The organism is Streptomyces sp. NPDC015532 (assembly GCF_043078065.1).
GTDB lineage: Bacteria > Actinomycetota > Actinomycetes > Streptomycetales > Streptomycetaceae > Streptomyces.
In genome coordinates this window covers 1,027,139-1,053,139 of the sequence record NZ_JBIBSY010000002.1, presented here as the reverse complement: position 1 = coordinate 1,053,139, position 26,001 = coordinate 1,027,139, and the positions used below count along the sequence as shown (strand labels likewise).

Genomic DNA, 26,001 nt, shown 5'->3' with positions numbered 1-26,001 from the left:
ACCGTGCTGCCCTCCGGGCGCAGCACCACGGTCGCCGGGATCGACCTGCTGGGCAAGAGCGTCGACATCGCCTGGACGCCGCAGTCGGTGACCCTCCTGCTCGCCGACGACATCGACATCTCCCGCGGTGACCTCCTCGTGCCCAGCAAGGACGCGCCGCCGACCACGCAGGACGTCGAGGCGACCGTCTGCCACGTCGCCGACGAACCGCTCACCGTCGGCCACCGGGTGCTCCTCAAGCACGGCACCCGCACGGTCAAGGCGATCGTCAAGGACATCCCCTCCCGGCTCACCCTGGACGATCTCTCACTGCACCCGCACCCGGGCCGGCTGGTCGCCAACGACATCGGCCGCGTCAAGATCCGCACCGCCGAACCCCTCCCCCTGGACTCCTACGCCGACTCCCGCCGCACCGGCGCGTTCATCCTCATCGACCCCGCCGACGGCACCACCCTCACCGCAGGCATGGCGGGGCCGGGGACCACGACACCACCGCACCGCCCTCCGACGAGCTCAACCGGACTGTGAGGAAAGGGAATCGCCGTGCCAGCCCCTCTCGCCCCGCGCTCCGCCGGACGACGTCACCCGGTCGTCGCGTTCTCCGTACTGTCCGTGCTCTCCTTGCTCGGCGCCACGGGCTGCGGATACGGCTCCCAGGCCAAGGACATGGGCCGGCCGGCCGTCCTCGCCACCGGAGCGAAGACCGGCGGAGTGGACCAGGTCCGGATCGGATACTTCCCCAACATCACCCACGCCACGGCACTGGTCGGCCTGCAAGAGGGCTTCTTCCAGAAGGAGCTGGGCGGGACGAAGATCCGGACACAGGCGTTCAACGCCGGCCCGGCCGAGATCGAGGCGCTGAACGGGGGCGCGATCGACATCGGCTGGATCGGCCCCTCGCCGTCGATCAACGGCTACACGAAGTCCGACGGGACCAACCTGCGCATCATCTCGGGCTCCGCCTCGGGCGGTGTCTCCCTGGTGGTGAATCCGGGGAAGATCGGTTCCCCGGCCGCGCTGAAGGGCCGGACGATCGCCTCGCCGCAGCTCGGCAACACCCAGGACGTCGCCCTCCTCGACTACCTCGCGCGACAGGGCTACAAGGTCGACGCCAGGAGCGGGCGGGGCGACGTGAAGGTCCAGCGCGTCGACAACAAGGAGATCCCCACCCTCTTCGAGCGCGGTGATCTCGACGGGGCCTGGGTGCCCGAGCCCACGGCGGCCCGGCTGGTCGCGGCCGGCGGCAAGGTCCTGGTGGACGAGAAGAAGCTCTGGAAGGACGGGCGGTTCGTCATCACGAACATGATCGTGTCCCAGCGGTTCCTGAAGAAGCACCCGGATGTCGTCGAGGCCCTGCTGCGCGGCTCCGTACGGACGAACGCCTGGATCAACGCCCATCCCCGGCAGGCGAAGGCCTCCGTCGACCGGAAACTGCGGGCCGACTCCGGAACCCGACTGCCGCCGAAGGTCCTGGACATGGCCTTCGCCCACGTCCAGGTCCTCGATGATCCGCTCGCCGCGACCCTGCGCGACGAGGCGGCCCACGCGGTCGCTGCCGGTCTGCTCCAGGACCCGCTGCTCGACCGCATCTACGACCTCCGGCCTCTCAACAAGGTCCTCCAAGCCGCGGGACGGCCCGCGGTCGACGACGCCGGCCTCGGCGCCGACTGACCGGAAGGCGACAGTCATGGCCACCCACCTCGTCCGACGGACCCCCGAATCCGCCCGGGACGCGACGCCGCCCGCCGCGCGGCTCGACCGCGTCTCGAAGTCGTTCGGCCGTCCGGCGGACCGCCCCGTGCTCGACGACATCACCCTCGACGTGGCGACCGGCGAGTTCGTCACCCTGCTCGGCGCCTCCGGGTGCGGCAAGTCGACGCTCCTCAACCTCGTCGCGGGGCTCGACGAGCCGACCCTCGGGACGATCGACGTGCCCGGCGGCCGCCCGGCCCTGATGTTCCAGGAACACGCCCTGTTTCCCTGGCTGACCGCGGGCAAGAACATCGAACTGGCCCTGCGCATGCGCGGGATGACCAGGGCGGAGCGCCGCCCCGAGGCGGAGCGGCTGCTCGAACTCGTCCGGCTGAAGGGCGCGTACGGCAAGCGGGTGCACGAACTGTCCGGCGGCATGCGCCAGCGCGTGGCGCTCGCCCGGGCGCTCGCCCAGGACAGCCGCCTGCTGCTCATGGACGAGCCGTTCGCGGCACTGGACGCGATCACCCGGGACGTGCTGCACGACGAACTGACCCGCGTCTGGGCGGAGACGGGACTGTCCGTCCTCTTCGTCACCCACAACGTCCGCGAGGCCGTGCGGCTCGCCCAGCGCGTGGTCCTGCTCACCTCCCGTCCCGGGCGCATCGCCCGCGAATGGACCGTGGACATCCCGCAGCCGCGCCGCATCGAGGACGCCGCCGTCGCCGAACTCTCCGTGGAGATCACCGAGGAACTGCGAGGGGAGATCCGCCGCCATGGCAGGCAGTGACACCGAGGACACGAGCGATCTGGCCGGGCTCGAAGCCGGACTCGACGCGCTGGAGAGGCCGGCCGCCGCGGCCCGGACGTCCTTCGCGCGCCGCGTCCTGGCCACGGTGCTGCCGCCGCTGTGCACCGTCGTTCTGATCGTCGGCGCCTGGCAGCTCGCCGCGGCCCTGGACCTGAAGCCCGATCACGTCCTGCCCGGACCACTCGACGTGGCCCGGTCCATCCGGCGGATGTGGCTGGAGGGCACCCTTCTCGGCTATGTGTGGACCAGCGTCTCCCGCGGCGCGTTCGGCTTCTGCCTGTCGATCGTCATCGGGACGCCACTGGGTCTGGCGGTCGCGCGGATCAGAGCCGTCCGGGCGGCGATCGGGCCGATCCTGTCCGGGCTCCAGTCGCTGCCGTCGGTGGCCTGGGTGCCGGCCGCGATGATCTGGTTCGGGCTCACCGACACGACCGTGTACGCGGTCGTCCTGCTCGGCGCGGTGCCCTCCATCGCCAACGGCCTGGTCGCGGGCGTCGATCAGACCCCGCCGCTGTACCTGCGCGCGGGCCGGGTCGTCGGTGCCACCGGGCTGGCCTCGGTCCGGCACGTGCTGCTGCCCGCCGCGCTCCCCGGCTTCCTCGCCGGACTCAAACAGGGCTGGGCGTTCGCCTGGCGCTCCTTGATGGCGGCCGAACTCATCGCCAGCTCACCCGATCTCGGCACCGGGCTCGGCCAGTTGCTGGAGAACTTCCGCACCTACAGCGACATGCCGGGAGTGCTGGCCACGATCATTCTCATCCTGCTCGTCGGCATCGGCATCGACGTGCTGGTCTTCTCCCCGCTGGAGCGGCGCGTCCTGCGCAGCCGCGGCCTGGCCGAGCGGGCGGGGTGACACCGATGCCACCGGTGCTGCTCGCCGTGGCGCACGGCAGTCGCGATCCCCGGCACGCCCGGACCCTGCGTGCCCTGGTACGACGGGTGCGCGCACGGCGGCCGCGACTGCGGGTGGAGATCGGGTTCCTGGACTTCACCGCCCCCTCGGTGCCCGGGGTACTGGCGGAGCTGGCGGCGGACGTACGGCGCGGGGGGGCACGGGGGCCGGAGGAGGTTCGTGAGGTCGTCGCCGTACCCCTGCTGCTGAGCCGTGCCATCCACGCCAGGGCGGACATCCCGGCGCTGCTGCGCCAGGCGCCGCCGGAGCTGCGGATCGAGCGCGCCGGCGTCCTCGGACCCGCGCCGCTGCTGTCGCGGGCCCTGGAACGCCGGCTGTACGAGGCCGGGCTGGTGCCCGGCGACCTGTCCTCGACCGGGGTCGTCCTGGCCTCGGCGGGAACCTCCGATCCGGAGGCGAACGCGGTGATCGCGGACATCGCGCGGGAGTGGCGGCACACCGGCTGGTGCGCCGTGCGGCCCGCGTTCGCCTCCTTGCCCCCCGATGAGGCGCCGGCCGGTGGCGGTGCCCGTCCGGCCGTGTCCGGTACGGCCTGGGCCGTTCGCCGGCTGCGCGCCTCGGGCTGTGCCCGGGTGGCCGTCGCCTCGTACGTCCTCGCCCCCGGATTCCTGGCCGACCGCATCGTGCGGGGTGCCGCACGGGCGGACGTCGTCGCGCCGGTTCTCGGTGATGCCCCCGAGGTGGCGGACCTCGTGCTCCACCGTTTCGATCAGGCCTGTTCACGTCTGCGCGTCACGGTGACCTTGCCGTGACGCGGCGTGGCTCACATCCCCATCCGGCCGCCGTGTCCCACGGGTTCGCGGAGCAGCTCGGGGTCGTGAGTGAGGATGGCCTTCTCGTACCGGCGCAGCGTGGGCGTGGGTTCGACTCCCAGGTCGTCGACCAGGGTCCGCCGGCACTTCCGGTAGACGTCGAGCGCGTCGCGCTGGCGCCCGCAGCGGTAGAGCGCCCCCATGAGGAGCATGCAGAGCTTCTCGTTCGTGGGGTTCTGCTCGTAGGCCTCCGCGAGTTCCGGAAGGATGCGGTCGGGCGGGCCGGTCCTCAGCTCCAGCTCGAAGAGCAGGGTGAGTGCGGCGTTCCTGGCCTCCACGTACCGGGCCGCGACGGCCTGGCACAGCGGTCCGACGCGAAGACCGCCGAACACCGGGCCGCTCCAGAAGGACAGTGCCCTGCGCAGTTCACGGATGTCGTGGGCCGGGTCGGCCTGCGTACCGTCCGCGGCGGTGCGGCGGACACGGTCGACGGTGTCCATGAAGACATGCGCGTCGAGTTCCTGCCTGGTGACCGAGAACAGATAGCCCGAGGGCGTCGTGATCACCCGTGATCCGGGCCGTTCGGGTTCGAGCAGCGCCAGACTCCTGCGGACCCGGCTCACCTGTGCCTGGAGCGCGTTCTGCACTTTGGACGGCGGTTCGCCGCCCCACAGTTCGAGAATGAGTGAGTCGACGGTGACGAGTTCTCCTCTGGAGACGAGAAGCGCCGCGAGCAACAGCTGCTGCATGGCGCCGGCGAGCTGGAACACCCGGTCACGGGCCCGTACTTCGACGTGTCCTAGCACGGAGAAAAACAACACGGAATGCCCCTCGCCGCGAAAAAGCTGCTGCCTGCGACCTGCCCGCAGATCAATGGACGGACATACCTGTGTTTGTCTTCCGGGAATTCTCCCGAAATTGAATGTGCCGGATGAATTCCGGCAGCCTCGATCACTGATACCACGATTCCCCCGTTTGAGCAGTGACGTTCGATTGTCACGGAAAGGGGCCGGATCGACCCGGATTGCGAGACTTGCAGATCAATCGACCTCTAACCGAACTTCTGAACGATGATATTTAGCCACTGTTTGGCACGTCAACGGAGCAGGAGAACTTGGCGAGTTATGGCACCCGGCGCCCTCCGATTGTGAGGGTCGGCGCGTTCCCACGCGTATTGAAGCCGCAGGGTTCTTCTTCCCGGGGCCCGGCGTCCCGGCGCGGGAGAGGGCCGACAGAATGGTGAACAGTGCCAAGTCGTTGAATGGGCGAGTAATCCCGCGTCAGGATGCGTGGGCTGTGCACGGGAGCGCGCCGCTCGTTGTCCGGGGCGGGACACCGGGCATGCCACGCGTCCCGGGGAGCCCGCCGGGCGCTTCCGTGCCCGCCGCCGCGGCGGCGTGAGCCTCCGGACGGTCGCGGCACGGTGAATCCCAGGTGAAGCGATGGCGTACAACCATTCGCCTCGCGTGCGGGTCTTGTGGGGCACCGGGCGTCGCGACGCCCGTCGCGCGATCACCGTCCTTAAGGGGTATGCCTTGTCCTCGCGAAAGCTCCGCCTGCCGGTGGCCGCAGCGGCCGCCGTCGTCCTGTCCGCCACGGGCGCCGCCCCCGTCGTGGCCTCCCCCCAGAACGCCTCCTCGGGCGCCCCCGCCGCCGCCGTACCGGGGTCGGTGCGGGCCGACTTCGACGGTGACGGATACCCCGACGTGGCGATCGGCGCCCCCGGCGGCACCGTCAACGGACGGGCCGGCGCGGGATACTTCACCGTCATCTACGGCATGGGCAACGGCCCCGACGGTGTCAAGCGCCAGGTGATCAGCCAGAACCGCTACGGAATCCCCGGTACGGCGGAGACCGGCGACCGCTTCGGCAGCGACCTCACCGCGGCGGACCTGGACGGTGACGGTTACACCGACCTCGTCGTCGGATCTCCCGGCGAGGACGTCGGCAGCGCCCGTGACGTCGGACGGCGGACCGTGCTGTGGGGCAGCGTGGGCGGACTCATCGCCGCCGCCGTCGTCGGCGAGGGCCGGGCGGCGACCCGGGCCGGTGACTTCGACGGGGACGGCCACCTGGACCTCGCGACGGCGTACGAGACGCGGTACGGGCCCATCAGCCGTACCGGCGTCCCGGCCCGCACCGGCCCCCTCGTGGACCTGGACGTCCGTGTCTACGCGATGGCGGCGGGCGACGTGGACGGCGACGGCAGGACCGACCTCGTCGTCAGCAGCGGATCGTGGGACTCCGACGACGGAGGAGCGCTCCCGCCGCCCCGTCTGCAACTGCTGCGGGGTACCAGGGACGGTCTCGTGGCGGGCCCGCTCATCGCCGCCGCCGACACCGTGTCCGCGGACAGCATCGCCCTCGGGGACGTCGACAACGACGGACGCCAGGACGTCGTCTTCGGCCGCAGCACGGCCGCCGGCGGCGGGCTCGTCGGTGTCGTACGGGGCACGGCGGACGGATTCGCGGCGCGGGCCACCCTGATCGGCCAGGACACTCCCGGCGTCCCCGGCACGGGCGAGAGCGGCGACCGGTTCGGCACCGACGTCTCCGTCGGCGACGTCACCGGTGACGGCTACGCCGACGTCGTCGCCGGGCTGCCCGGCGAGGACCACGCCGGGCGGACCGACGCCGGCACCTTCGCCGTCCTGCGCGGGAGCCGGACAGGCCTCTCGGGCAGCGCGGTCCAGGTCTTCAGCCAGAACACCGCCGGGGTGCCCGGCACGGCGGAGAACGGCGACGCGTTCGGCGGCCGCACCGCCGTCGTCGGCGGCCACGTGGTCGTGTCGGCGCCCAAGGAGAACAGCGGTTCCGGGGGCGTCTGGGTCTTCGCGGGCACCGCCTCGGGCATCACCGCGACCGGCTCGGTGAGTTACGGACCGCGCACGCTCGCCGCGCCCGAGAGCGGCGCACAGCTGGGGGCCGCCTTCCAGCGCTGATCGCGGCCCGCGACCTTCTGGCCCCCACCGGCGTCACCCCGCCGCGTCCCCGTAAGCGGCCCTGCTGGCCTCGATCTCGCCGATGTGCTCGATCGCCCAGCCGGCCAGCGCGAGGGCCGGCGGGATGAGGCTCTCTCCGGTGGGGGTCAGCGCGTACTCGACGCGGGGCGGGACCTCCGCGTACACCGTCCTCGACACCAGGCCGTCGCGCTCGAGGTTGCGCAGGGTCAGCGTCAGCATCCGCTGCGAGATGCCGGGAATCTGCCGCTGCAGATCCGTGAAGCGCAGCCGGCCCTGATCGAGGGTCGTCACGATCAGCAGCGTCCACTTGTCGCAGATCCGGTCGAGGACGGTGCGGATCGTCCGGCCGCCGTCCCCGCGGATCATGCAGGTGTGCTCGTACTGCGACACGACAGCTCCCTGTGGGTAGCGCACATCCATGTGCCTTTTGCGGGCCCCCCGACGGTGACTCATCATGGGGCAACTTACGCCTGGTAACCATTGTGCGAGGAGCCGTCATGAATGTCGCCTACTGGATCGTCGCAGGGCTGCTGGCGGCCTTCTACCTCTATGCCGGAGGCATCAAGACGGTGCGGAGCCAGCAGCGGTTGCGGCCCATGATGGGATGGGTCGACCGCATTCCCATGCCGGTGGTCAGGCTCATCGGGACGCTGGAGGTCCTCGGCGCGGCAGGGCTGATCCTGCCGCCGCTCACCGGGATCGCGCCCGGGCTCGCCGTCGCCGCCGCCACCGGTCTCGTCCTGATCCAGGTCGGCGGGATATCCGTCCACCTCTCGCGCGGCGAGGCACGGCTGATCGGACTCAACATCGTCCTGCTGGCCGCCGCGGCGGCGGCCGTCTGGCTGGGGACCACCTGGCTCTGACCGGACCGGACCTGGCCGTGGACCTGACCGGACAGGTCCGCCGTGGGCGACACCCGCCGAACGCAAAGGGCGGGAGCCCGGCACGTGGTGCCGGCTCCCGCCCCAGGAACGCGACCGCTCAGGTGCGGTAGGCGTAGTACGCGGCGTTCGGGTACGACGCGATGATGCTCGCCAACGACCGGTTGTAGGTGTTGGTGGAGTGGTACGACAGGTACGGCACACCCTGCGGGCTGCGGTACGTGACGATCATCGTGTGGTCCTTGGACCCGTCCTTGTTGAAGTCCATCTGGACGACGTCACCGACGTCGGCCTGATAGACGTTCGCGAGGCTGGTGACCCGCTTCGAGGACAGGGCGAACCACGAGAACTCGTTGACGCCGACGAACGAGTCCGACTGGATGTCGGCGTTGCCGAACCACTTGTGGAAGTCGTACACGTAACCGGGAACGTGCTTCCAGCCGCCCGCCTTCAGGGACTGGCTGACGAAGTTCGTGCAGTCCCCGCCGGCGCCCTCCCCGTTGAAGTCCGGGTACGCCGAGTTGTAGTTCTTCCAGTACTTCGCGGCGTACGCGGCCATGGCCTTGTAGTCGTAGCCGGTGGCCGAGAAGTTCTTCGGCTTGGCCGGCGCCGGCTGCGTGATGGCGGCACGGGTCGCCGAGGGCGGCGTGCTGTCACCGGTCATGGGCGTGGCGACGAACGTCGTGGCCTCGACCTGGTTGACCGCGACCCCGTCGTCCGTGTCACGGACGCCCGTGAGCTGCCAGTCGCCTTCGCGGTCGGCCTTGAACGTCAGCGTGTGGTGCGCCTCGAAGCCGGTGGTCTTCGGCTCGGTGCCCGTGGCCTTGTCGTAGGCCAGCGTCGTCGTCTCGGTGACGTCGACCGTGGCGTGACGGCCCTTCACCCGCGTACGGTCCAGCGACACCGTGGTGTTGGCCGAACGGTACTTCTCGCCGAGCTCCGCCAGACGGGCCTTGCGGCTCTCCAGCTTCGTCAGCGCGGACTTCTCGGCACGCGACTGGGCCGAGGACAGACGGACCTCGCCGGAGAACCGCGACGTCTTCTGCTTCGTTCCGTCGTCGCCCACCAGGGCGTCCGTGCGGTCGGTGAAGACCGCGTCCGCCAGGCGCTGGAACGTCGCCTTGGTGGCGGCGTCCACCTTGGGGTCGGCGACACTCGCCGCGCCCGCGGACCAGTTGGGCAGCAGGGCTGCGCCGGCGACGACCGAGGCGGCCGCCGCCGTGACTATGGTTGCGCGTTGCCGCTTACGGCTCAGTTTCCTTGATTTCAATGGGGATCCCCTCTACACCGGTATTCGCTACCGGAGCCGCATCCTCGCACGGCGTGTGTGTCTCCTGTGAAGGGGGTTGCCGAAGCGATATCGAGCCGCCGAGACGGAAAGCCGCAGCTCCGCGCTCGCGCGGGCAATCCCGGCGGCCCACCGGTCCTGCCGACGGCCGTCGGCCGCCCACGGGACTGCGGGACCGTGGCGACGGACTTACGCCGGTTGTGGTGGTGGGGCGTCACATACGGGTGTGAGAAGGCGTACTGGAGGGGCCCGCGCGCGAGCGATCCCGACGCAACGGCCCACGAGACCGAACCGCGCGAACGGCTCGCGTGTCCGAACCGCGTGAACGGCCCGCACAACGGCTCGCGTGACCGAACCGCGTGCACAGGCCCGTACAACGGCCTGCGTGACGGAAGGCGCGAACGGCCCGCGTGAACGAACCGCCTGAACGGCCCGCGTGAACGAACCGGGCGAGCACGTCGAGCGGGCGGGAACCGCCGGCTCACGTACCCTTTTCACCGTGCCGGCATCCCCCTTGCATCGCGTCGCCGTTCTCGTGCTCGAGGGTGCCAAACCACTCGATGTCGGTATTGCCGCGCAGGTGTTCACCACCCGGGCGAGCATGCCGTACGAGGTGAGGGTGTGCGGCGCGGAACCCGGCCTCGTGACCGGCGGCGACGGCCTGTCGTACCACGTCGCCCACGGCCTCGAACAACTCGCGTGGGCCGAACTCGTCTTCGTCCCCGGCTACCGGTCACCGGACCGCGAGGACCCGCCACCCGCCGTCGTCGACGCGCTGATCGGGGCCCATGAGCGGGGCGCCCGGCTCGCGGCCATCTCGACGGGCGCGTTCGCACTCGCCGCCACCGGACTGCTCGACGGCAGGCGGGCCACGACGCACTGGCACTACACGCGGGCGCTCGCGGCGAAACACCCGCTCATCAACGTCGACGAGAACGTCCTGTTCGTCGACGAGGGCAGTGTCCTCACGTCGGCCGGCGCCGCCTCCGGGATCGACCTGTGCCTCCACATCCTGCGCGGCGACCTCGGAGTGGCCGCGTCGAACCACGCGGCCCGCCGTCTGGTCGCGGCCCCCTACCGCAGCGGCGGCCAGGCACAGTACGTCCCGCGCAGCGTCCCCGAACCGCTGGGCGAACGGTTTGCCGCCACCCGCGAATGGGCGCTGCACCGGCTCGGTGAGCCCCTCTCCCTGGAGACCCTCGCGGAGCACGCGGCCGTCTCGCCGCGCACCTTCTCGCGGCGCTTCGCGCAGGACACCGGATACACGCCGATGCAATGGGTCATGCGTGCCCGCATCGACATGGCCCGCGAACTCCTGGAGCGCTCGCAATGGAGTGTCGAACAGATCGCCGCGGGCGTGGGCCTGGGCACCGGCGCCAATCTGCGCCTGCACTTCCACCGGATCCTCGGCACCTCCCCGAGTGAGTACCGGCGCACCTTCACCCAGGGCGAATAGTCCGCCGCGGACCGTCCGCGGAGGGTTGGCGCGATCCTTGCGGACCATGGCGATCTCGCCGCTGTCAGTGCCCCGCACGGCGCGCGAACCTTGAAGGGAGCCGAAGGGACACCACTCATGACTCGTATCGCCATCAATGGATTTGGCCGCATCGGACGCAACGTTCTGCGCGCACTGCTCGAACGCGACACGGACCTGGAAGTCGTCGCGGTGAACGATCTGACGGAGCCCGCCACCCTCGCGCGGCTGCTCGCCTACGACTCGACGTCCGGCCGGCTCGGCCGCCCGGTGACCGTCGACGGGGACACCCTGGTCGTGGACGGCAAGCGCATCAAGGTGTTGGCCGAGCGTGAACCGGGGCAGCTGCCCTGGGCCGAGCTCGCGGTCGACGTCGTACTGGAGGCCACCGGTCGTTTCACCTCGGCCAAGGCGGCCGGGGCGCACCTCGACGCCGGTGCGAGGAAGGTGCTCGTCAGCGCGCCGGCGGAGGGCGCCGACGTGACGCTCGCGTTCGGTGTCAACAACGACGCCTATGACCCGGCCCTGCACACGATCGTCTCGAACGCGTCGTGCACGACCAACGCGCTCGCTCCGCTGGCCGCCGTGCTCGACGACCTCGCCGGCATCGAGCACGGCTTCATGACGACGGTGCACGCGTACACCCAGGAGCAGAACCTTCAGGACGGCCCGCACCGCGACGCCCGCCGGGCCCGTGCCGCCGCCGTCAACATCGTGCCGACCACGACCGGTGCCGCCAAGGCCATCGGCCTGGTGCTGCCGAACCTCGAAGGCAAGCTGTCGGGCGACTCGATCCGGGTGCCGGTGCCGGTGGGCTCGATCGTCGAGCTCAACACCACCGTGGCCCGCGACGTGACGCGCGACGAGGTCCTCGCGGCGTACCGCGCCGCGGCCGAGGGCCCGCTCGCCGGTGTCCTCGAATACTCGGAGGACGCGCTCGTCTCGTCCGACATCACGGGCAACCCGGCCTCGTCGATCTTCGACTCGGCCCTCACCCGCGTCGACGGCCGCCACATCAAGGTGGTCGCCTGGTACGACAACGAGTGGGGCTTCTCCAACCGCGTCATCGACACGCTCGGGCTTCTCACGGCCCGCTGAGCCGGAGCCGGGTCGAGGGGCCGTCCGATCGGGGCACCGGGCGGCCCCTGAACCGTGCGCCGACCGTGGTGCGGCAGGATGGGGGCATGAGCGTAGTCAAGATCAACGTCCTGACCGTCCCCGTCGAACAGCGGGAAACCCTCGAAAAGCGCTTCGCCTCCCGCGCCGGTGCCGTGGAGAGCGCCGACGGCTTCGAGTGGTTCGAGCTTCTCCGCCCCGTCGAGGGCACCGAGGATTACCTGGTGTACACGCGCTGGCGTGACGAGGCGTCGTTCCAGGCGTGGATGGAGGGCCCCATGAAGGCGGCCCACCAGGGCGGCGGCGACCGCCCGAAGCCCGCCGCGAGCGGATCCTCGGTCTGGTCGTTCGAGGTCGTGCAGCAGGCGGCGCCCAAGAACGCCTGACACCCGCCACGGCGAACGCGCCCCGCACCGACGTTCCGGTGCGGGGCGCGTTCCGTCAGGGGATGCCGACCTCGAACAGGACGTACCCGGCGTAGGAGCCCGAGGCGAGTGCCGCGATCGTGAGGACCGCGCACAGGACCGGAGTGCTGAGCCGGCGCATGGCGGTGGCGCAGGGGATGAGGAGCGGGAAGGCCGGGAGCAGGTAGCGGGACACGTTGCCGAAGATCTGCTGGCTTCCCAGGACGAGCGCCATGGTCAGCAGGGTGCTGACGGTCAGCACGAGCGGTGGGCGCAGCCGGAACAGCAGCGGCAGGATGATCAGGGCCATCAGGACGGTGCCGGCGGCGATGACGTCTTCGTGGGGGAAGGCGTACAGGTAGTCGTAGTGGCCGACCATGAGGGACGAGAGCACCTTGACGGTGTGCCGGCCGTAGTCGAACGAGTGCGCCCAGGCCCCGTCCTGCAGCGTGAAGTAGCCGCCGTAGTCGCCCATTTGGTGCCCCACCCAGCCGAGGTAGCCGGCCAGGCCGATGGGGGCGATCAGGACGGCCGCCACCGGGCGCAGGACCGCGCCCCGGTGCCGTGCCCAGTGTGGGGCGGGGCGGTCCCCCTGGCGGCGCAGCGCGCGCCGGTGCCGGACCAGGTCCACGAGCGCGACGAGCGCGAGTGCGGCGATCAGTGCGGTGGCCGTCGGCCGGGTGAGGCCCGCGGCGCAGGTCAGCAGGCCCGCGGTGAGCCAGTTGCGGCGCATGACGGCGTAGCAGGCCCAGGCGGCGAGGGCGACGTAGAGGGACTCCGAGTATCCGGACCACTCGACACCGGAGCCGGGCCACACGGCCCACAGTCCGGCGGCGGCCAGCCCGGCGCGCCGGCCGCTGACGTGGGCGGTCACGGCGTAGATGGCCAGGGCGGCCACGAACGAGGCGGCGATGGAGACCACCAAACCCGCGCCGAGCAGACCGAGCCCGGTGCAGGAGGAGACGAGGCGCATCAGGGCCGGGTACAGGGGGAAGAACGCGGCGGAGTTGCCTTCGAGGGTGATCAGGCCGGTGGCACCGCGCACCGGTACGAGGGCGGGGTGGTAGCCGTGCGCGGCGATCTGCTGGTACCACCAGCCGTCCCAGGTGGCCAGGACGTCCCAGGTGTGGGCGCCGCCCCCGAAGCGGGGGTTCTTCCGGCGGAAGTCGCCGGAGGAGTCGAGCAGGTACATGAAGACGCAGAAGCCGACGAGCTTCATCGTGCCGTACAGGGCGAGGACCGGGCCGTGCCGCTTCGCCGCCCGGTACAGCCGCCGCCGCGGGGCGGGGCCGCCGTCCGGGCCGGTACCGCGCCGGTTCGTGGTGCCCGGGTTCGTCGTGCCCGGGTTCGTGCTGTCCGGGTTCGTCGTGCCCGGGTTCGTGCTGTCCGGGTTCGTGTCGTCCGGCCGTGTGATCGTGGGCCAGCGGACGGCGTTCCGGGGCCTGTCGCCCCGGGGTGCCGAGGTGGCCGTGAGTCCGGACCCGTTCATCGGGACCCTTTTCGCGTGCCGTCACCCTGGGCGGCGGTGGCGAACACCCAGGTCCGCAGGAGCAGGAACCGCAGCAGTGTCGCCGCCAGGTTGGCGGTGACGAGGACCACGATCTCGGTGGAGCGTCCCGGTGTGTGCGTCCAGCGGTGCAGCGCGGTCAGTGAGCCGCTGGTGAGCGCGAGTCCGAGGCCGAAGACGGCCAGTCCCCTGGCCTGGTGGCGCAGTGCTCCGCCCCGGCCGTGCAGCCCGAAGGTGAGCCGGCGGTTGGCGGCCGTGTTGGCCACGGCGCAGACCAGCAGCGCCCAGGCGTTGGCGGCCTGAGGGCCCGTCACCGGGCGCAGAGCCGCGTACAGGAGGACGTACATGACCGTGCTGACCACGCCCACCGCGCCGAACCGCAGCAGCTGAGCCGTCAGGGAGGTCCGCGGCGCGCTCTCGGAGGCGCGCCCGAGCCGCGCCATGGGCAGCGTGCCACGGGCCAGCGCACGGCCGATCCTCGCGATGCCCCGCAGGTCCGCGACGGCGGTGGAGATGAGATCGACCCGGCTGTCGGGGTCGTCCACCCAGTCGACGGGTACCTCGTGGATACGCAGCCCGGCGCGCTCGGCGATCACCAGCAGCTCGGTGTCGAAGAACCAGCCCGAGTCCTCCACCAGCGGCAGCAGACGCTCGGCGACGTCGCGGCGGACGGCCTTGAAGCCGCACTGGGCGTCGGAGAAGCCGACGGCGAGGGCGGAGCGCAACAGGGCGTTGTAGCAACGGGAGATGATCTCGCGCCGGGGTCCGCGGGTCACCCGGGAACCGCGGGCCAGCCGGGTGCCGATGGCGATGTCGGAGTGCCCGGATATCAGCGGGGCGACGAGGGGCAGGAGCGCGTTCAGCTCGGTGGACAGGTCGACGTCCAGATAGGCGAGCACCGGCGCGTTCGAGCCCGACCACGCGACGCGCAGAGCCCGGCCGCGTCCTTTCTCGTCGAGTCGTATCCACGTCGCCTCGGGCAGGTCGGCGGCCAGCCGGGCGGCTATCCGCGGGGTGGCGTCGGTGCTCGCGTTGTCGGCGACGGTGATGCGGAACGGGTACGGGAACGTCTCGCGCAGATGGGCGTGCAGGCGGCGCACGCTCGGTTCCAGGTCGGTCTCCTCGTTGAACACGGGCACGACCACGTCGAGAACGGGTTCGGTGTGGCCGGCCGGCAGGGGGAGCCGGACGGGCAGGCGGTCCACGAGCGCGCGGTCGGCGGGCCTGCGGTCCAGGGGAGGCCCGTCCGCGGGCCTTCGTTCGCCCGGCCGTCGTTCCCAGGGCGGCCCGCTGTCGTGGTCCCCGAAGTTCCCCACGTTCTCGCGGCCTTCGGGATCCGCCGAGCTCTGGAGGCCCGTAGGGGCGGACGGCAATACCTTCGTCATGGTGTGTCCTGTTCTGTGCGCTGTCGTGAGGCAGGCCGGAAGCGCTCTCGGCCGAACCGTGTCGGCGGGGTGCGGACGGGGGATCTGTGCGGCCGGGGACGGCGCCGGCGGAACCGGTGCCGGGCCTATCCGGTGTTCGTCTCGGCCGACGACGAGGGTTCGAGGTACGACGGGGGCGGCGAGGACGCCGGGGTCCGGCTCGGCGTCGCCGGTTCGGTGGCGGGCGCACGGGTCGTGGCGGTGGCCGTGTCGCCGGGGTCGGAGGCGACCGAGGTCGCACTCTCGGTCGTGGTGGGCGTTTCGGGAGGACCGGAGGTCCCGGTGGTGTTCTCGGGCGTCCCGGTGGCCGACTCGCCGGCCGTCCCGCTCGGCGACGGGGTCGGTGACGGGGTGACGTACGGGGAGGTCGGGGTGGAGGTGGGTCGTGGCACGGGGCCCAGGGGGCGGTCGCGGTCCGGGGCGTGCGGCAGCAGGAACAGGCCGAGGCTGATCCCGGCGGCGGCCAGGACGCAGCTCGCCGCCTTCTGTGCCGCGCGGATCCGGCGGCGGACGCGGACGCCCTCCCGGAGGCTGTTCTGCTGTGCGGGTTCGAAGGGGGTGTGTTCCTGGGAGTCGCGCATCATCCGCGCCAACTCCCGCTCGAATCGGTCCATTCTTCTCTTCACCCCACCGGCTCGATGACATCCGCCAGGATCTGGCGCAGTCGCGCCACACCGCGTGACGCGTGGGAACGGGCGGTGCCCAGCGGGCAGCCCAGGACCTCCGCGACCTGTTTCTCGGGCAGGTCCTGGTAGTAGCGCAGCACCACGGCCGCCCTTTGCCGGGGCGGTAGTTGGGCCAGGGCCGCTTCGAGGCGCGAGCGCTCCACCACGGCCGCGGACTCGTCGCCGGTGTGCGCGATGTCCGGCAGCGCCTCCACGGGGCGTTCGCCCCACCACCGCCGCCGTGCGGAGCGCGCGGCGGCGCGGGCCAGGATCTTGCGTACGTACGCCTCGGGCGCCTCGTCGGCCACCTTCGGCCAGGCGAACCAGAGTTTGACCAGGGCCTCCTGGAGCAGATCCTCGGCGCGGTGCCGGTCGCCGGCGCAGAGCAGGCGCGCGAGGTGGAACAACGCCGACCAACGGGCCGCGACGAATCCGTCGAAGCCGTCGGTCCCTTCGGCTCTTGCCTGTTCCATCCGCACCGTCCCCGCACTTGCCGGCTCGTACACCTGAGGAAAGACGTCGGCAGGCGCCTCACTATGCACAGATGCCACGTGATCTGGATCACGCGGGGGGAGCCGGCGTCGTGTGCGGGCGCGCCGGACTCACCGGCCGTCGGCCATGCCCCGTCGGGCCGGGGCGTGGGCTGCTTCGCCCGGGGCGCTCTCAGCGGCCGGTGGTTCGCCGACGGACCCGGGCGGCACCCCTGCGCCGTTCCGTCCGCAGCTCCCGGAGGTAGGCCTGGGCGTCCACCTGGATGGTGTGCCGGGTCGAGGTGACGTAGCGGTGCGCCAGCCTCGCGCGGTAGGCGCCGGCCTCCTGGCGCATCCGCTCGGGTCCGGGCAGGGCGCAGCGGCCCTGAAGGAGATCGGCCACCCAGTGCGCCTGCGCCTCCGCGAGCGGCATGATCGCGCCGAGGGGCTGGACCAGCCCGATGAAGTAGAGGCCGGGACGGTCCGGGGCGACCACCCGGTGGTAGAGCTCGATGTCGTTGCCGGACGGATCGATCACCTCGTCCCCGAGGAACGGGAACGCGATGTCGTAGCCCGTGCAGTAGACGATCGCGTCGATCACCTCCTGGCTTCCGTCCTCGAACGTGACCCGGTCGCCCTCCAGTCGCACGGGAGCGGGTCTCACGGTGAGGTCGCCGTGGCCGAGGCGCGAGAGCAGGTCGTCGGAGATGGTCGGATGGGCGCCCAGCACCCTGTGCCGGGGGGTCGGCAGCCCGTAGTCCTTCAGCCGGCCCCGGCTGAGCCGCAGCAGAAGCCGCAGGCCCAGTTCCTGAAGGGACAGCGGGGCCCGTGACAGCCAGGAGCCGGTGAGATGGTCGGTGGGCACGCCGAACAGGTACTTGGGCAGGATGTGCGCGCCGCGGCGCATGGCGAGGACCGTGCGCCGGGACACCCGTGAGGTCTCCACCGCGATGTCGCAGGCCGAGTTGCCGATGCCGAGGACGAGAACGCGCTTGTCGGCGAAGGTCTCCGGTGTCCGGTAGTCGTGCGAGTGCGTCTGCGAGCCGGTGAACTCCTCGGCTCCCGGAAGGGACGGCCGGGGCCAACGGGCCTTCCAGTGATGGCCGTTGGCGACCAGGACGGCGTCGTAGACCCGTTCGGCGGTCTCGCCCGAGTCCAGACGGCGGGTCGTGACACCCCACTTTCCGCCGGGCAGGGGTTCGGCGCGGACCACCTCGGTGCGGAACGCGATCGACGCCCGCAGCCCGAAGTGGTCCACGAAGCTGTCGAAGTACCGGGCGATGTGGAAGTGGCTGGGATAGACCGGACAGTCCTCCGGCATGGGGAAGCTCGCGTACTCCATGATCTGGCGCGAGGTGTTGATGTGCAGCGAGCGGTAGGCGGACGACATCCCGTTGTCGTTCAGGTAGCGCCAGTTGCCGCCGACCTCCGAGCCGGTCTCGTAGCAGTCGTACGCGATTCCGCGCTCCGCCAGCACCTGGCAGGCGGCGATCCCGGACGAGCCCGCCCCGATCACACAGACCCGTTCCATGCCCGCCCCTCTCCGAACCCACGCCGGTGACCACCCGGTCACATGACCGGGCGGTCACAGGCTGCGGTTCGCCGGCCCGCCGTGTCAATGACTGTGACATGAGAGGGCGTTCGGCAAGGTGACGGCCCAACGGAGTCGGACGCCGGGACTGTTGCCCGTCGGCTCCGTTTTCCGCCGGACTCGTTGACAGGGCGCGTCCATCGCGCCGACGATGACCGGGCGGTCACATGACCGCCCGGTCATCCGCAGGAGCACGCATGCCCACTTCCACCTGGACCCGACTGTCACCGGCGCGGCGCGAACGGGTCCTGGTCGCCGCGATGGACGAGTTCGGCACCCACGGCTACTCCACCGGAAGCCTCAACGTCATCGCCCGCGAGGCCGGCGTGGCCAAGGGCTCGCTCTTCCAGTACTTCGAGGGCAAGCTCGACCTGTTCGCCTACGTGGCCGAGCAGACCTCCCTGCGCGTCTACGCCGCCATGCGGCCCTGGCTCGACGGATACGACGGCTCCACGGAGTTCTCCCGCCATCTCACCGACGCCCTGGAGGCGTGGTTCGACTACTTCGCCGCCCACCCGCTGGAACGCGGGGTCACCGCGGCCACCAACATGGAGCTCGACCCCGCCGTCCGAAACGCCGTGCGCGCTCCGGTGCAGGACATGTACCTCGCCGGTCTGCGCCCCCTGGTCGAGAGGGCGGTCGAGACCGGCGACCTGCGCAAGGGGGCCGACATCGACGCCCTGCTGTCCCTGCTGCTCGTTCTCCTGCCGCACCTGGCGCTCGCCGCCCACACCCTGGGCCTCGAAGGACCGGTACGCCTCACGGGCGAACACCCGGAAGTCCGCCGGGCGAACATCGCCCGCCTGATCGGCCCGGTCCTCGCCGACTTCGTACCGAAGGGGCCCTGATGGACACACCCGACTACGACGTCCTCGTCATCGGCTCCGGATTCGGCGGCAGCGTCACCGCACTGCGCCTCACCGAGAAGGGGTACCGCGTCGGGATCCTGGAGGCCGGACGCCGCTTCGCCGACGGCGACTTCCCCCGTACCTCCTGGCGTGTGCGCGACTACCTCTTCGCCCCCCGCCTCGGCTGCACGGGCATCCTGCGCATGACCCTGCTCGGCGACGTCCTCGTCCTCACCGGCGCGGGCGTCGGCGGCGGCTCCCTCGGCTACGCCAACACGCTGTACGAGCCGCCCGCGGCCTTCTACCAGGGCTCGCCGTGGGCCGACATCACCGACTGGCGCGGCGAACTCGCGCCCTACTACGCCCAGGCCCGCCGCATGCTCGGTGTCACCGCCAACCCCCTGTTCACCGACGCCGACCGGCTCCTGAAGGACACCGCGGACGACCTCGGCCGCGCGGACACCTTCAGGGCCGTGCCGGTCGGCGTGCACTTCGGGCCGCCCGGCACGGCACCCGGCGCCCGTATCGCGGACCCCTACTTCGGCGGCGCGGGGCCGGACCGCAACGCCTGTCTGCACTGCGGCGCGTGCATGACGGGCTGCCGGCACAACGCGAAGAACACCCTGCCCAAGAACTATCTGGGCCTGGCCGAACGCGCCGGCGCCGAGGTGCTGGCCCTGCGCACGGTCACCGACGTCACCCCGCACGGCGAGGGCTGGGCCGTCACCTCGGTCCGCACCGGCTCGGGCCCGCCGCGCCGCAAGCGCACCCTGACCGCCCGGCACGTCGTCTTCGCGGCGGGCGCCCTCGGCACCCAGCGGCTGCTGCACCGGCTGCGGGAGGGCGGCTCCCTGCCGCGGGTCTCGCCCCGTCTCGGCCGGCTGACCCGCACCAACTCCGAGGCCATCCTCGGCGTCCGGTCGAGGGACAAGACCGCGGACTTCAGCCACGGCGTCGCCATCACCTCCTCCGTGCACCTCGACGAGAACACCCACGTCGAGGCCGTCCGCTACGGCCGCGGGAGCAATCTGCTCGGGCTGCTCGGCGCCCTGCTCGTCGACCCCGTCCGCGGCCGCTCCCGGCTGCTCACCGGACTGGTCGCGATGGCGCGCAACCTGCGCGACCTGCCCAGCCTGCACAACCCGCGCCGCTGGTCCCAGCAGACCGTCGTCCTGCTGGTCATGCAGTCGCTCGACAACTCCGTGACGACGTACCTCCGTCGCACCCTCACCGGGCGCAGGCGGCTGACCAGCCGCCCCGGCGAGGGCACCCCCAGCCCGTCCTGGATACCCGCCGGACACCGGGCGGCCCGCGCGGCGGCCGAGCGCATCGGCGGCCAGGCCTGCGGCACCTGGGGCGATCTGTTCGACATCCCCACCACCGGACACCTCATCGGCGGATGCACCGTCGGGGAGAACCCCGAGACCGGTGTCGTCGACCCGTACCACCGGCTGCACGGACATCCGGGCCTGCACGTCGTCGACGGCTCCACGATCTCGGCGAACCTCGGTGTGAACCCCTCCCTCACCATCACCGCCCTGGCCGAGCGGGCCGTCGCCCTGTGGCCCAACCAGGGGCAGGAGGACCCCCGGCCCGAACCCGGTCTGCCATACCGCCGGGTGCGGCCGGTACTGCCGAGGCACCCCGCCGTGCCCGCGGGCGCACCGGCGGCCCTGCTGCTGGAACCTCCCACCGGAAAGGACACCCCGTGACGCCCTACCCCGAGGAACCCTGGCACCTGGCGGGCCGGATGTATCTGTCGCTGTGGCTGGTCCCGGCACGCGAACTGCCCCCGGTGGCGGACGGCACCCGGCCGGTCACCATCGCCGGGCGCGGTGCGGTCGGCGCCGCCTGGGTCGTCTACGAGAACGACAGCGTCCTGCACTACAACGAACTGCTCCGGGCCGTCCTCGTACGGGACGGCCGCCGCCCGCGGGTCTGCGTCACCGACATCTGGGTGGACAGCGCCGCCTCGATGGCCGGCGGCAGGGAACTGTGGGGCATCCCCAAGGAGATGGCGGACTTCGACATCGACCGGACCACCGGTGTCCGGGCCCGCGCGGCGACGGACCAGGGCGCCCTGGCGACCGCGGCCTTCGAACCCGGCCGCCGGATGCCGGGCCGCTGGCCCCTCACCTACCGCGTCACGCAGACCCTCGGCGGCGCCTTGAAGACCAGCTCCGTCCGCTCGCGCTCCGCCGTCCGGCCGGCACGGGCCCGCTGGACCGTGCGACAGGACGGCCCACTGGGGGAGTTGGGCCGTCGGCCACCCCTGTTCAGCCTGGCCCTGGACGACTTCACCATCCGGTTCGGCGACGCCGCCCCCGGCGCGTCCGCGCGGCAGGCGCCCACGCCGTAGGCCGGGGGACCGGGCCCACGCACACCGTCGCCCAACGTCACCCCGTGCTCATCGAGCGTACCCACGGACACCGAACCGGTGCGCGGGGGACGAGAGTTGGACAAGTGGAGGGCGATCAACCCCTGTTCCGGCGGCCTACCGGCCGGTATACAGACCAGGTTGGGTCTGCCGGGCAGGAGCCGTCCGGCCTGCCACGGCGCCGCGAAACCCGTGCGCCGCGGGAAGCCGGTACCCGTTCGCAGGCTGTCATGGCATCAGGGGAGGGGCACGATGAACGATCACACGCGTCCGGAAAACGCCGGTCCCAGGCGACGGGGCGCCCTGGCGCTCGGGGCGGCGCTGAGCAGCTGCGCGCTCGTCGCGGGCGTCGCGGCGGCGGCCCCCGCCGAAGCGGGCGAAGGGCACTCGGCGCACGGCGTGGACTACGTCGCGCTCGGCGACTCGTACACGTCCGGGCCCCTGATCCCTCAGCAGATCGACGCGAACTGCGCGCGGTCCGACCACAACTACCCCTCGATCACCGCGGCCGCCCGCAAGGTCGCCTCGTTCACGGACGTCAGCTGCTCCGGCGCGAAGACCGACGAGATGTGGAAGGCGCAGGGGACCAACGGACCCCAGCTCGACGCGGTGAAGCACGGCACCGACCTGGTGACCCTCCAGATCGGCGGCAACGACATGGGGTTCGGCCCGATCATCTCCACCTGCGCCGGGCTCAGTTCGAAGGATCTCGCGGGCAACCCCTGTCAGCAGTACTACGGCGCCGCGGGCTACGACCAGCTCACCGTGAACATCCTCCAGACGGCTCCCAAGGTCGCCCGGGTACTGCGCGAGATACACGCCAGGGCGCCGCACGCCCGCGTGGTCGTCGTCGGCTACCCCGACCTCCTGCCCGACGACGGCAGCGGCTGCTACCCGACGGTGCCCTTCGCCGCGAAGGACTTCCCCTATCTGCGGGACACCGGCAAGCGGCTCAACCTGATGCTCCGCACCGTGGCCTTCCTCAACCGGGCCGAGTACGTGGACACCTACAGGCCCACCGTGGGCCACGACATGTGCAAGGCGCCCGCCGACCGCTGGATCGAGCCGCTGCGCCCGACCGCGCCCGCGGCTCCGGCCCACCCCAACGCCAAGGGCCAGGAGGCCATGGCGCGCGCGGTGCTGGCCGGGCTGGGCCGGGGAGCGGGCCACCGCGGCTGACCGGTTCCGGCCGGCGCACCCGCCGTGTGAACGTCCCTGTCGGCGAGCGCCCGTGCGCTCGCCGACAGGCCTTCGGACCGGCCGCGTCAGGGAGCCGGCACCTCGTCCACGAACCCGGTTCCGGCACCGCGGTAGGCGGCCACCTTCGCGGCCACCTGGGCCGGGGTGAGGACCTGGTCCTTGACGTGCAGGACGTAGTCGACCTGTTCGTTGTACGCGCGGGCCCCGGTCGCGGTCTGCCCGGCGAGGTCGATCAGCCACTGGTTGAAGTTGATCGACATCGGCCGCTCGGGCAGGTACTGGGCGTCGTGGGTGCCGAACAGCTGCCCGTCGATGAAGTACTTGATGCTGCCGCTGTCGATGGTGAGGACCAGGTCGTGCCAGCCGGCGTAGCTCTGGCGCGCCTCGGTGTGCTGGTTGACGGCCTGCCAGGGATCGGGGTTGTACGTCTCCCAGGAGGTCGTGTAGAGGATGTTGCCCGGCTCGCCCCAGCCGCCGTTGGGCAGGTACTCGAAGTCGTACTCGGCGTAGTCGTCGGCCATCGGTGCCGTGAGGTCGTTGATGGTGAAGAACGTCTGCACCAGGTGATCGCCGTCGGGGCCGGACTCCGGAGCGTCGGCGAACCTCACCCGCGCCGCGTAGGTGCCGTTCTTGAACTTCGTGCTCCTGGAGACGACCTCGGTCTGCCGGGTGGACTCGGCGGTCCCCGAGGTGGACGTCTGGAGGTTCATCACCTTGTTGCCCGACACGACGGGGAACGTCACCTTGGAGGGGTCCCAGGTCGCGCCGGGAACCCCGGGGCCGCCGGAGTTCGAGCGGACGTTCCAGCCGTGCGCGGAGATCGCGGGGTCGGTGTACGACGCGTAGGTGAAGTCGTCGAACAGCGCCTGGCCGCCGCCGGGCGGGTCGGTCGGATCGGTGGGGTCGGTCGGATCCGTGGGGTCGTTGCCCGCGGGCGCCGTGCCCCACACGGTGGTTCCGGCGAGCTGGGCCGTGACCTTGTTCCAGTCCGCGTACGAGGTCTGCGCCCCGTTGAACGAGTAGTCGTCCGCCTGGTTCAGGGTCTGCCAGCTGGACTGGTAGAAGCGCAGCTGCATGTCACCGGTGTCGGCGCCCGGTGCCAGCGCGCCGGCCGTGGAGGTGAAGCCGATCTCCAGGTACCTGTCCGCGGTCGCGGTGGGGTGAGCCAGCGTGCCGAACGTGCCGGTGACGTTCGCGCATCCCTTGACGGCCCAGGAACAGGCGAAGCGGTAGCCGGCGCTCGCCGAGTCCGCCTTGAAGTAGTAGCGGATCCTCACCTGGCTCAACTGCACCGACGCCGAGCCGGTGTTGCGCACCTTGAACCAGGGCTCGCTCTGGTCGGCGGTGGCACCGCTCGCGCTGGTGCGGTACTGGACGGCGAGGCCTCCGGCCGCCGCGGCGGGGGCGGACATCGGAACGGCCACCAGGGCGGTGCCGCCCAGGAGGGCCGACAGGGCGAGGGCCACGCGGCGGCGGCCTGTGGGAGGGCGGTTGCTCATGTGAGTTCCTTCCGGTGGGCTCCCGCGGGGGCGGGAAGTGGGGGTGCTCAGGAACACGTGGAGACTTGCCGTGCTTGACCAGTTGGCCGATCGGCCTTACCAGTTGACGTCGCCTGAAAAGTGGCATAGACCAATGCGTCCGTCAACCCCCTTGTCTTCAAGGGCAGTTGGCTGTGGAGGGCGGTGTGCGTCACCGTTGGGTCAAGCGAGCCGTAAGCAATTCCCCGGATTCGGCAGACCAGTTAGGGTCAGGGGCCATACCAGTTGTCCGGCACCGACGACGAGCGAGGGTGTCCAGCATGGAGATCGATTCCGCCGCCTCCCGCGCCGTACTCAAGCGGGAAAGGGTCCGGGACACGATCCTCGAACTCATCGAGGAACGCCGTCCCGGCGACGCCATCCCCTCCGAGCGCACGCTCTGCGCACAACTCGGGGTGTCCCGGCCGACCTTGCGGGCGGCCGTGGATCAACTCGTTCTGGCCGGGCTCCTGGTGCGCGAGCACGGACGGGGCATGTTCGTGGCCGCCGAGAAGATCACGCAGGAACTCGTCCCGGACCGGCGGACGTTCAGCCTGCCCCGGGCCGCGGGCACGTGGACCAGCAGGCTCCTGGAGTTCAGCACGGTGTCCGCCGGCGCCCGGGTGGGCCGCAGGCTGCGCGTCTCTCCCGCTGCCGACATCCGCTACGTGGCACGGCTCCGCCTGGTCGACGGCTCACCCATGGCCATCGAGTACCTGCACGTTCCCGCGGACCTCGTGCCCGACCTGACGAGTGACGAACTGGAGAACGGCGACCTGTACGAGCACCTCGGCGAACGGCACGGGATCCAGGTCAGCGAGGCGGTCCAGTCGATCGAACCCACGGTCCTGACCCGCGACGAGGCGGGCCTGCTCGACGTGCCGGAGCTGTCCCCGGCCCTGCTGTTCGAGCGCCTCACCTCGGACGCCTCGGGCCGGCCGGTGGAGTACGTCCACTCGATCTACCGGGGTGACCGCTACCGCATCGTCTCCCGGCTGGCCCTCGGCCCCCGCTCCGGGCACCCGTCACCCCGCGACGGACACCACCCGGGGATCCCGCCGGGAGACTTCCTGCCGGGCGAGCCCGTCACCTTCTCCACCCGGGGCGTGGTGGCGGGCGACCTCTTCGGGCACGGCGGGCGACGGGGCGGGGCCGGACCGGCAACGTGACGGCGCACGGTCCCGCCCGCCCCCCGTCAGGGCGCCTTCGATGGCACTCTCACCGGCTCCAGGCCGGCGGGCGCTTCTCGGTGAACGCCTGGGCTCCCTCGGTGGCGGCGCCGGTGGTGAAGACCGGCGCGCTCAGCGGGTCCTGGACGGTGTAGGCGGTGTGATCGTCGAGGCCGCGCGTGTCCTGGACGATCCGCTTCGTGATGTGGACGGCCTCGCGGGAGTGGGCCTGGACGCGATCGGCCAGGGTGAGCGCCGCGTCGACGGCCAGGCCTTCGCCGGTGAGCCGGTTGACGAGTCCGTACCGGGCGGCGTCCGGGGCGGGCAGAGGAGCCGCGGTCAGCAGCATCTCCATCGCCACGTGGTACGGGAGTCGGCCGGGCAGGCGGACGGCTCCGCCTTCGGCAGCGACGAGTCCGCGGGCGACCTCGGGCAGGGCGAAGAACGCGGTGTCGGACGCGGTGACGAGGTCGCAGGCGAGGGCGAGTTCGAAGCCGCCCGCGACGGCCGCGCCCTCGACGGCGGCGATGAGCGGCTTGCGGACGCGGGCGCGGGTCAGTCCACCGAGTCCGCGGTCGGCGACGACCGGGACGCCTTCGGTGGGAAAGGCCTTGAGATCCATTCCCGAACAGAAGTGGCCGCCCGCCCCGGTGAGGATGCCGACGGACAGGGACGGGTCGGACTCCAGGCGGGTGAGCGCCGAGTCCAGGGCGTCGGCCAGCGCCTGGTCGACGGCATTGCGGACGTGGGGTCTGTTGAGGGTGATGAGCAGGACGCCCGGGCGTGGTTCGGTCGTCATCACTACGGTCTCGCGGCTGTCCATGGGAGGGCTCCTGGTCGGGGGACGTACGGCATGCGGACATGCTGGAGGGGAGGAACGCGGGAGGAGAGGGCCGTGCCGGTGTGCGGACCTGCGGGCGAGGGGGCCGTGCGGGCAGG

At 71.5% G+C, this 26,001-nt stretch carries 24 protein-coding genes and 1 pseudogene; 15 read left to right on the top strand and 10 right to left on the bottom strand.

Going from position 1 to position 26,001, the window contains the following annotated elements; translation table 11 throughout:
* The 5 genes and pseudogenes from ACF07B_RS11350 to ACF07B_RS11330 all read left to right on the top strand — a co-directional run.
* Positions 1-528: pseudogene (locus tag ACF07B_RS11350) on the top strand (hypothetical protein); the annotation flags it as partial.
* Between the two features lie 15 nt (positions 529-543).
* Positions 544-1,671: an aliphatic sulfonate ABC transporter substrate-binding protein gene (locus ACF07B_RS11345; protein WP_392178718.1), complete on the top strand. Its 1,128-nt coding sequence runs from the start codon at positions 544-546 to the stop codon at positions 1,669-1,671.
* Positions 1,672-1,687: 16 nt separating this feature from the next.
* Positions 1,688-2,482 carry an ABC transporter ATP-binding protein gene (locus ACF07B_RS11340; RefSeq protein WP_362396460.1) on the top strand — a complete coding sequence of 265 codons (795 nt, stop codon included), beginning with the start codon at positions 1,688-1,690 and terminating at the stop codon, positions 2,480-2,482.
* Positions 2,469-3,356 carry an ABC transporter permease gene (locus ACF07B_RS11335; RefSeq protein ID WP_392178717.1) on the top strand — a complete coding sequence of 296 codons (888 nt, stop codon included), beginning with the start codon at positions 2,469-2,471 and terminating at the stop codon, positions 3,354-3,356. Before ACF07B_RS11340 ends, ACF07B_RS11335 begins: the two co-directional genes overlap by 14 nt.
* Before the next feature lie 5 nt (positions 3,357-3,361).
* Complete coding sequence (locus ACF07B_RS11330) at positions 3,362-4,168, top strand: sirohydrochlorin chelatase (protein WP_392178716.1); 807 nt, start codon at positions 3,362-3,364, stop codon at positions 4,166-4,168.
* Between the two features lie 11 nt (positions 4,169-4,179).
* Here ACF07B_RS11330 and ACF07B_RS11325 read toward each other — a convergent pair whose 3' ends face one another.
* Positions 4,180-4,974: a BTAD domain-containing putative transcriptional regulator gene (locus tag ACF07B_RS11325; protein WP_369486324.1), complete on the bottom strand. Its 795-nt coding sequence runs from the start codon at positions 4,972-4,974 to the stop codon at positions 4,180-4,182.
* Between the two features lie 729 nt (positions 4,975-5,703).
* On the opposite strand from ACF07B_RS11325, the gene ACF07B_RS11320 reads away from it, so the two are divergent.
* Positions 5,704-7,110: an FG-GAP-like repeat-containing protein gene (locus tag ACF07B_RS11320; protein ID WP_392178715.1), complete on the top strand. Its 1,407-nt coding sequence runs from the start codon at positions 5,704-5,706 to the stop codon at positions 7,108-7,110.
* 33 nt (positions 7,111-7,143) lie between these two features.
* Here the strand turns inward: ACF07B_RS11320 and ACF07B_RS11315 are convergent, their stop codons facing one another.
* A complete protein-coding gene (locus ACF07B_RS11315) occupies positions 7,144-7,521 on the bottom strand; it encodes a helix-turn-helix domain-containing protein (protein WP_362396448.1) in 378 nt (125 codons plus the stop codon).
* A gap of 107 nt (positions 7,522-7,628) precedes the next feature.
* Between ACF07B_RS11315 and ACF07B_RS11310 the strand changes: the two genes are divergently transcribed.
* A complete protein-coding gene (locus tag ACF07B_RS11310) occupies positions 7,629-7,994 on the top strand; it encodes a DoxX family protein (protein ID WP_392178714.1) in 366 nt (121 codons plus the stop codon).
* 118 nt (positions 7,995-8,112) lie between these two features.
* On the opposite strand, the gene ACF07B_RS11305 is transcribed toward ACF07B_RS11310, so the two are convergent.
* Complete coding sequence (locus ACF07B_RS11305; RefSeq protein WP_392178713.1) at positions 8,113-9,282, bottom strand: amidase domain-containing protein; 1,170 nt, start codon at positions 9,280-9,282, stop codon at positions 8,113-8,115.
* A gap of 517 nt (positions 9,283-9,799) precedes the next feature.
* Here ACF07B_RS11305 and ACF07B_RS11300 point away from each other — a divergent pair.
* From ACF07B_RS11300 to ACF07B_RS11290, 3 genes are all read left to right on the top strand, one after another.
* Complete coding sequence (locus ACF07B_RS11300) at positions 9,800-10,756, top strand: helix-turn-helix domain-containing protein (protein WP_362396439.1); 957 nt, start codon at positions 9,800-9,802, stop codon at positions 10,754-10,756.
* Positions 10,757-10,873: 117 nt separating this feature from the next.
* Positions 10,874-11,872, top strand: a complete 999-nt coding sequence (gene gap / locus ACF07B_RS11295; protein WP_369486319.1) for a type I glyceraldehyde-3-phosphate dehydrogenase — start codon at positions 10,874-10,876, stop codon at positions 11,870-11,872.
* Positions 11,873-11,958: 86 nt separating this feature from the next.
* Positions 11,959-12,276, top strand: a complete 318-nt coding sequence (locus ACF07B_RS11290; protein WP_392178712.1) for an antibiotic biosynthesis monooxygenase family protein — start codon at positions 11,959-11,961, stop codon at positions 12,274-12,276.
* 55 nt (positions 12,277-12,331) lie between these two features.
* On the opposite strand, the gene ACF07B_RS11285 is transcribed toward ACF07B_RS11290, so the two are convergent.
* The 5 genes from ACF07B_RS11285 to ACF07B_RS11265 all read right to left on the bottom strand — a co-directional run bounded on the left by ACF07B_RS11285 (position 12,332) and on the right by ACF07B_RS11265 (position 17,891).
* A complete protein-coding gene (locus tag ACF07B_RS11285) occupies positions 12,332-13,513 on the bottom strand; it encodes a hypothetical protein (protein WP_392178766.1) in 1,182 nt (393 codons plus the stop codon).
* 266 nt (positions 13,514-13,779) lie between these two features.
* Positions 13,780-15,006, bottom strand: coding sequence for a glycosyltransferase (locus ACF07B_RS11280; RefSeq protein WP_392178765.1), 1,227 nt, complete (start codon positions 15,004-15,006; stop codon positions 13,780-13,782).
* 305 nt (positions 15,007-15,311) lie between these two features.
* Positions 15,312-15,839, bottom strand: a complete 528-nt coding sequence (locus ACF07B_RS11275) for a hypothetical protein (RefSeq protein ID WP_392178711.1) — start codon at positions 15,837-15,839, stop codon at positions 15,312-15,314.
* A gap of 8 nt (positions 15,840-15,847) precedes the next feature.
* On the bottom strand, positions 15,848-16,363 hold the full coding sequence (locus ACF07B_RS11270; RefSeq protein WP_362396424.1) for a SigE family RNA polymerase sigma factor: 516 nt from the start codon (positions 16,361-16,363) through the stop codon (positions 15,848-15,850).
* A gap of 190 nt (positions 16,364-16,553) precedes the next feature.
* Positions 16,554-17,891, bottom strand: coding sequence for a flavin-containing monooxygenase (locus ACF07B_RS11265; protein ID WP_392178710.1), 1,338 nt, complete (start codon positions 17,889-17,891; stop codon positions 16,554-16,556).
* Between the two features lie 257 nt (positions 17,892-18,148).
* Between ACF07B_RS11265 and ACF07B_RS11260 the strand changes: the two genes are divergently transcribed.
* The 4 genes from ACF07B_RS11260 (at position 18,149) to ACF07B_RS11245 (ending at position 22,355) form a co-directional block, all read left to right on the top strand.
* On the top strand, positions 18,149-18,799 hold the full coding sequence (locus ACF07B_RS11260; RefSeq protein WP_392178709.1) for a TetR/AcrR family transcriptional regulator: 651 nt from the start codon (positions 18,149-18,151) through the stop codon (positions 18,797-18,799).
* Positions 18,799-20,511 carry a GMC oxidoreductase gene (locus ACF07B_RS11255; protein WP_392178708.1) on the top strand — a complete coding sequence of 571 codons (1,713 nt, stop codon included), beginning with the start codon at positions 18,799-18,801 and terminating at the stop codon, positions 20,509-20,511. Before ACF07B_RS11260 ends, ACF07B_RS11255 begins: the two co-directional genes overlap by 1 nt.
* Positions 20,508-21,158, top strand: a complete 651-nt coding sequence (locus tag ACF07B_RS11250; protein ID WP_392178707.1) for an acetoacetate decarboxylase family protein — start codon at positions 20,508-20,510, stop codon at positions 21,156-21,158. The genes ACF07B_RS11255 and ACF07B_RS11250 overlap by 4 nt, the downstream gene beginning before the upstream one ends.
* A gap of 270 nt (positions 21,159-21,428) precedes the next feature.
* The gene (locus tag ACF07B_RS11245) at positions 21,429-22,355 is read left to right on the top strand and encodes an SGNH/GDSL hydrolase family protein (protein ID WP_392178706.1); all 927 of its coding nucleotides are present in this window, start codon (positions 21,429-21,431) and stop codon (positions 22,353-22,355) included.
* Between the two features lie 86 nt (positions 22,356-22,441).
* Here ACF07B_RS11245 and ACF07B_RS11240 read toward each other — a convergent pair whose 3' ends face one another.
* Positions 22,442-23,875 carry a cellulose binding domain-containing protein gene (locus ACF07B_RS11240; RefSeq protein WP_392178705.1) on the bottom strand — a complete coding sequence of 478 codons (1,434 nt, stop codon included), beginning with the start codon at positions 23,873-23,875 and terminating at the stop codon, positions 22,442-22,444.
* A 299-nt stretch (positions 23,876-24,174) separates the two neighbouring features.
* Between ACF07B_RS11240 and ACF07B_RS11235 the strand changes: the two genes are divergently transcribed.
* Positions 24,175-25,062: a GntR family transcriptional regulator gene (locus tag ACF07B_RS11235; RefSeq protein ID WP_392178704.1), complete on the top strand. Its 888-nt coding sequence runs from the start codon at positions 24,175-24,177 to the stop codon at positions 25,060-25,062.
* Between the two features lie 49 nt (positions 25,063-25,111).
* Here ACF07B_RS11235 and ACF07B_RS11230 read toward each other — a convergent pair whose 3' ends face one another.
* The gene (locus ACF07B_RS11230) at positions 25,112-25,885 is read right to left on the bottom strand and encodes a crotonase/enoyl-CoA hydratase family protein (RefSeq protein WP_392178703.1); all 774 of its coding nucleotides are present in this window, start codon (positions 25,883-25,885) and stop codon (positions 25,112-25,114) included.
* Positions 25,886-26,001: the final 116 nt, after the last annotated feature.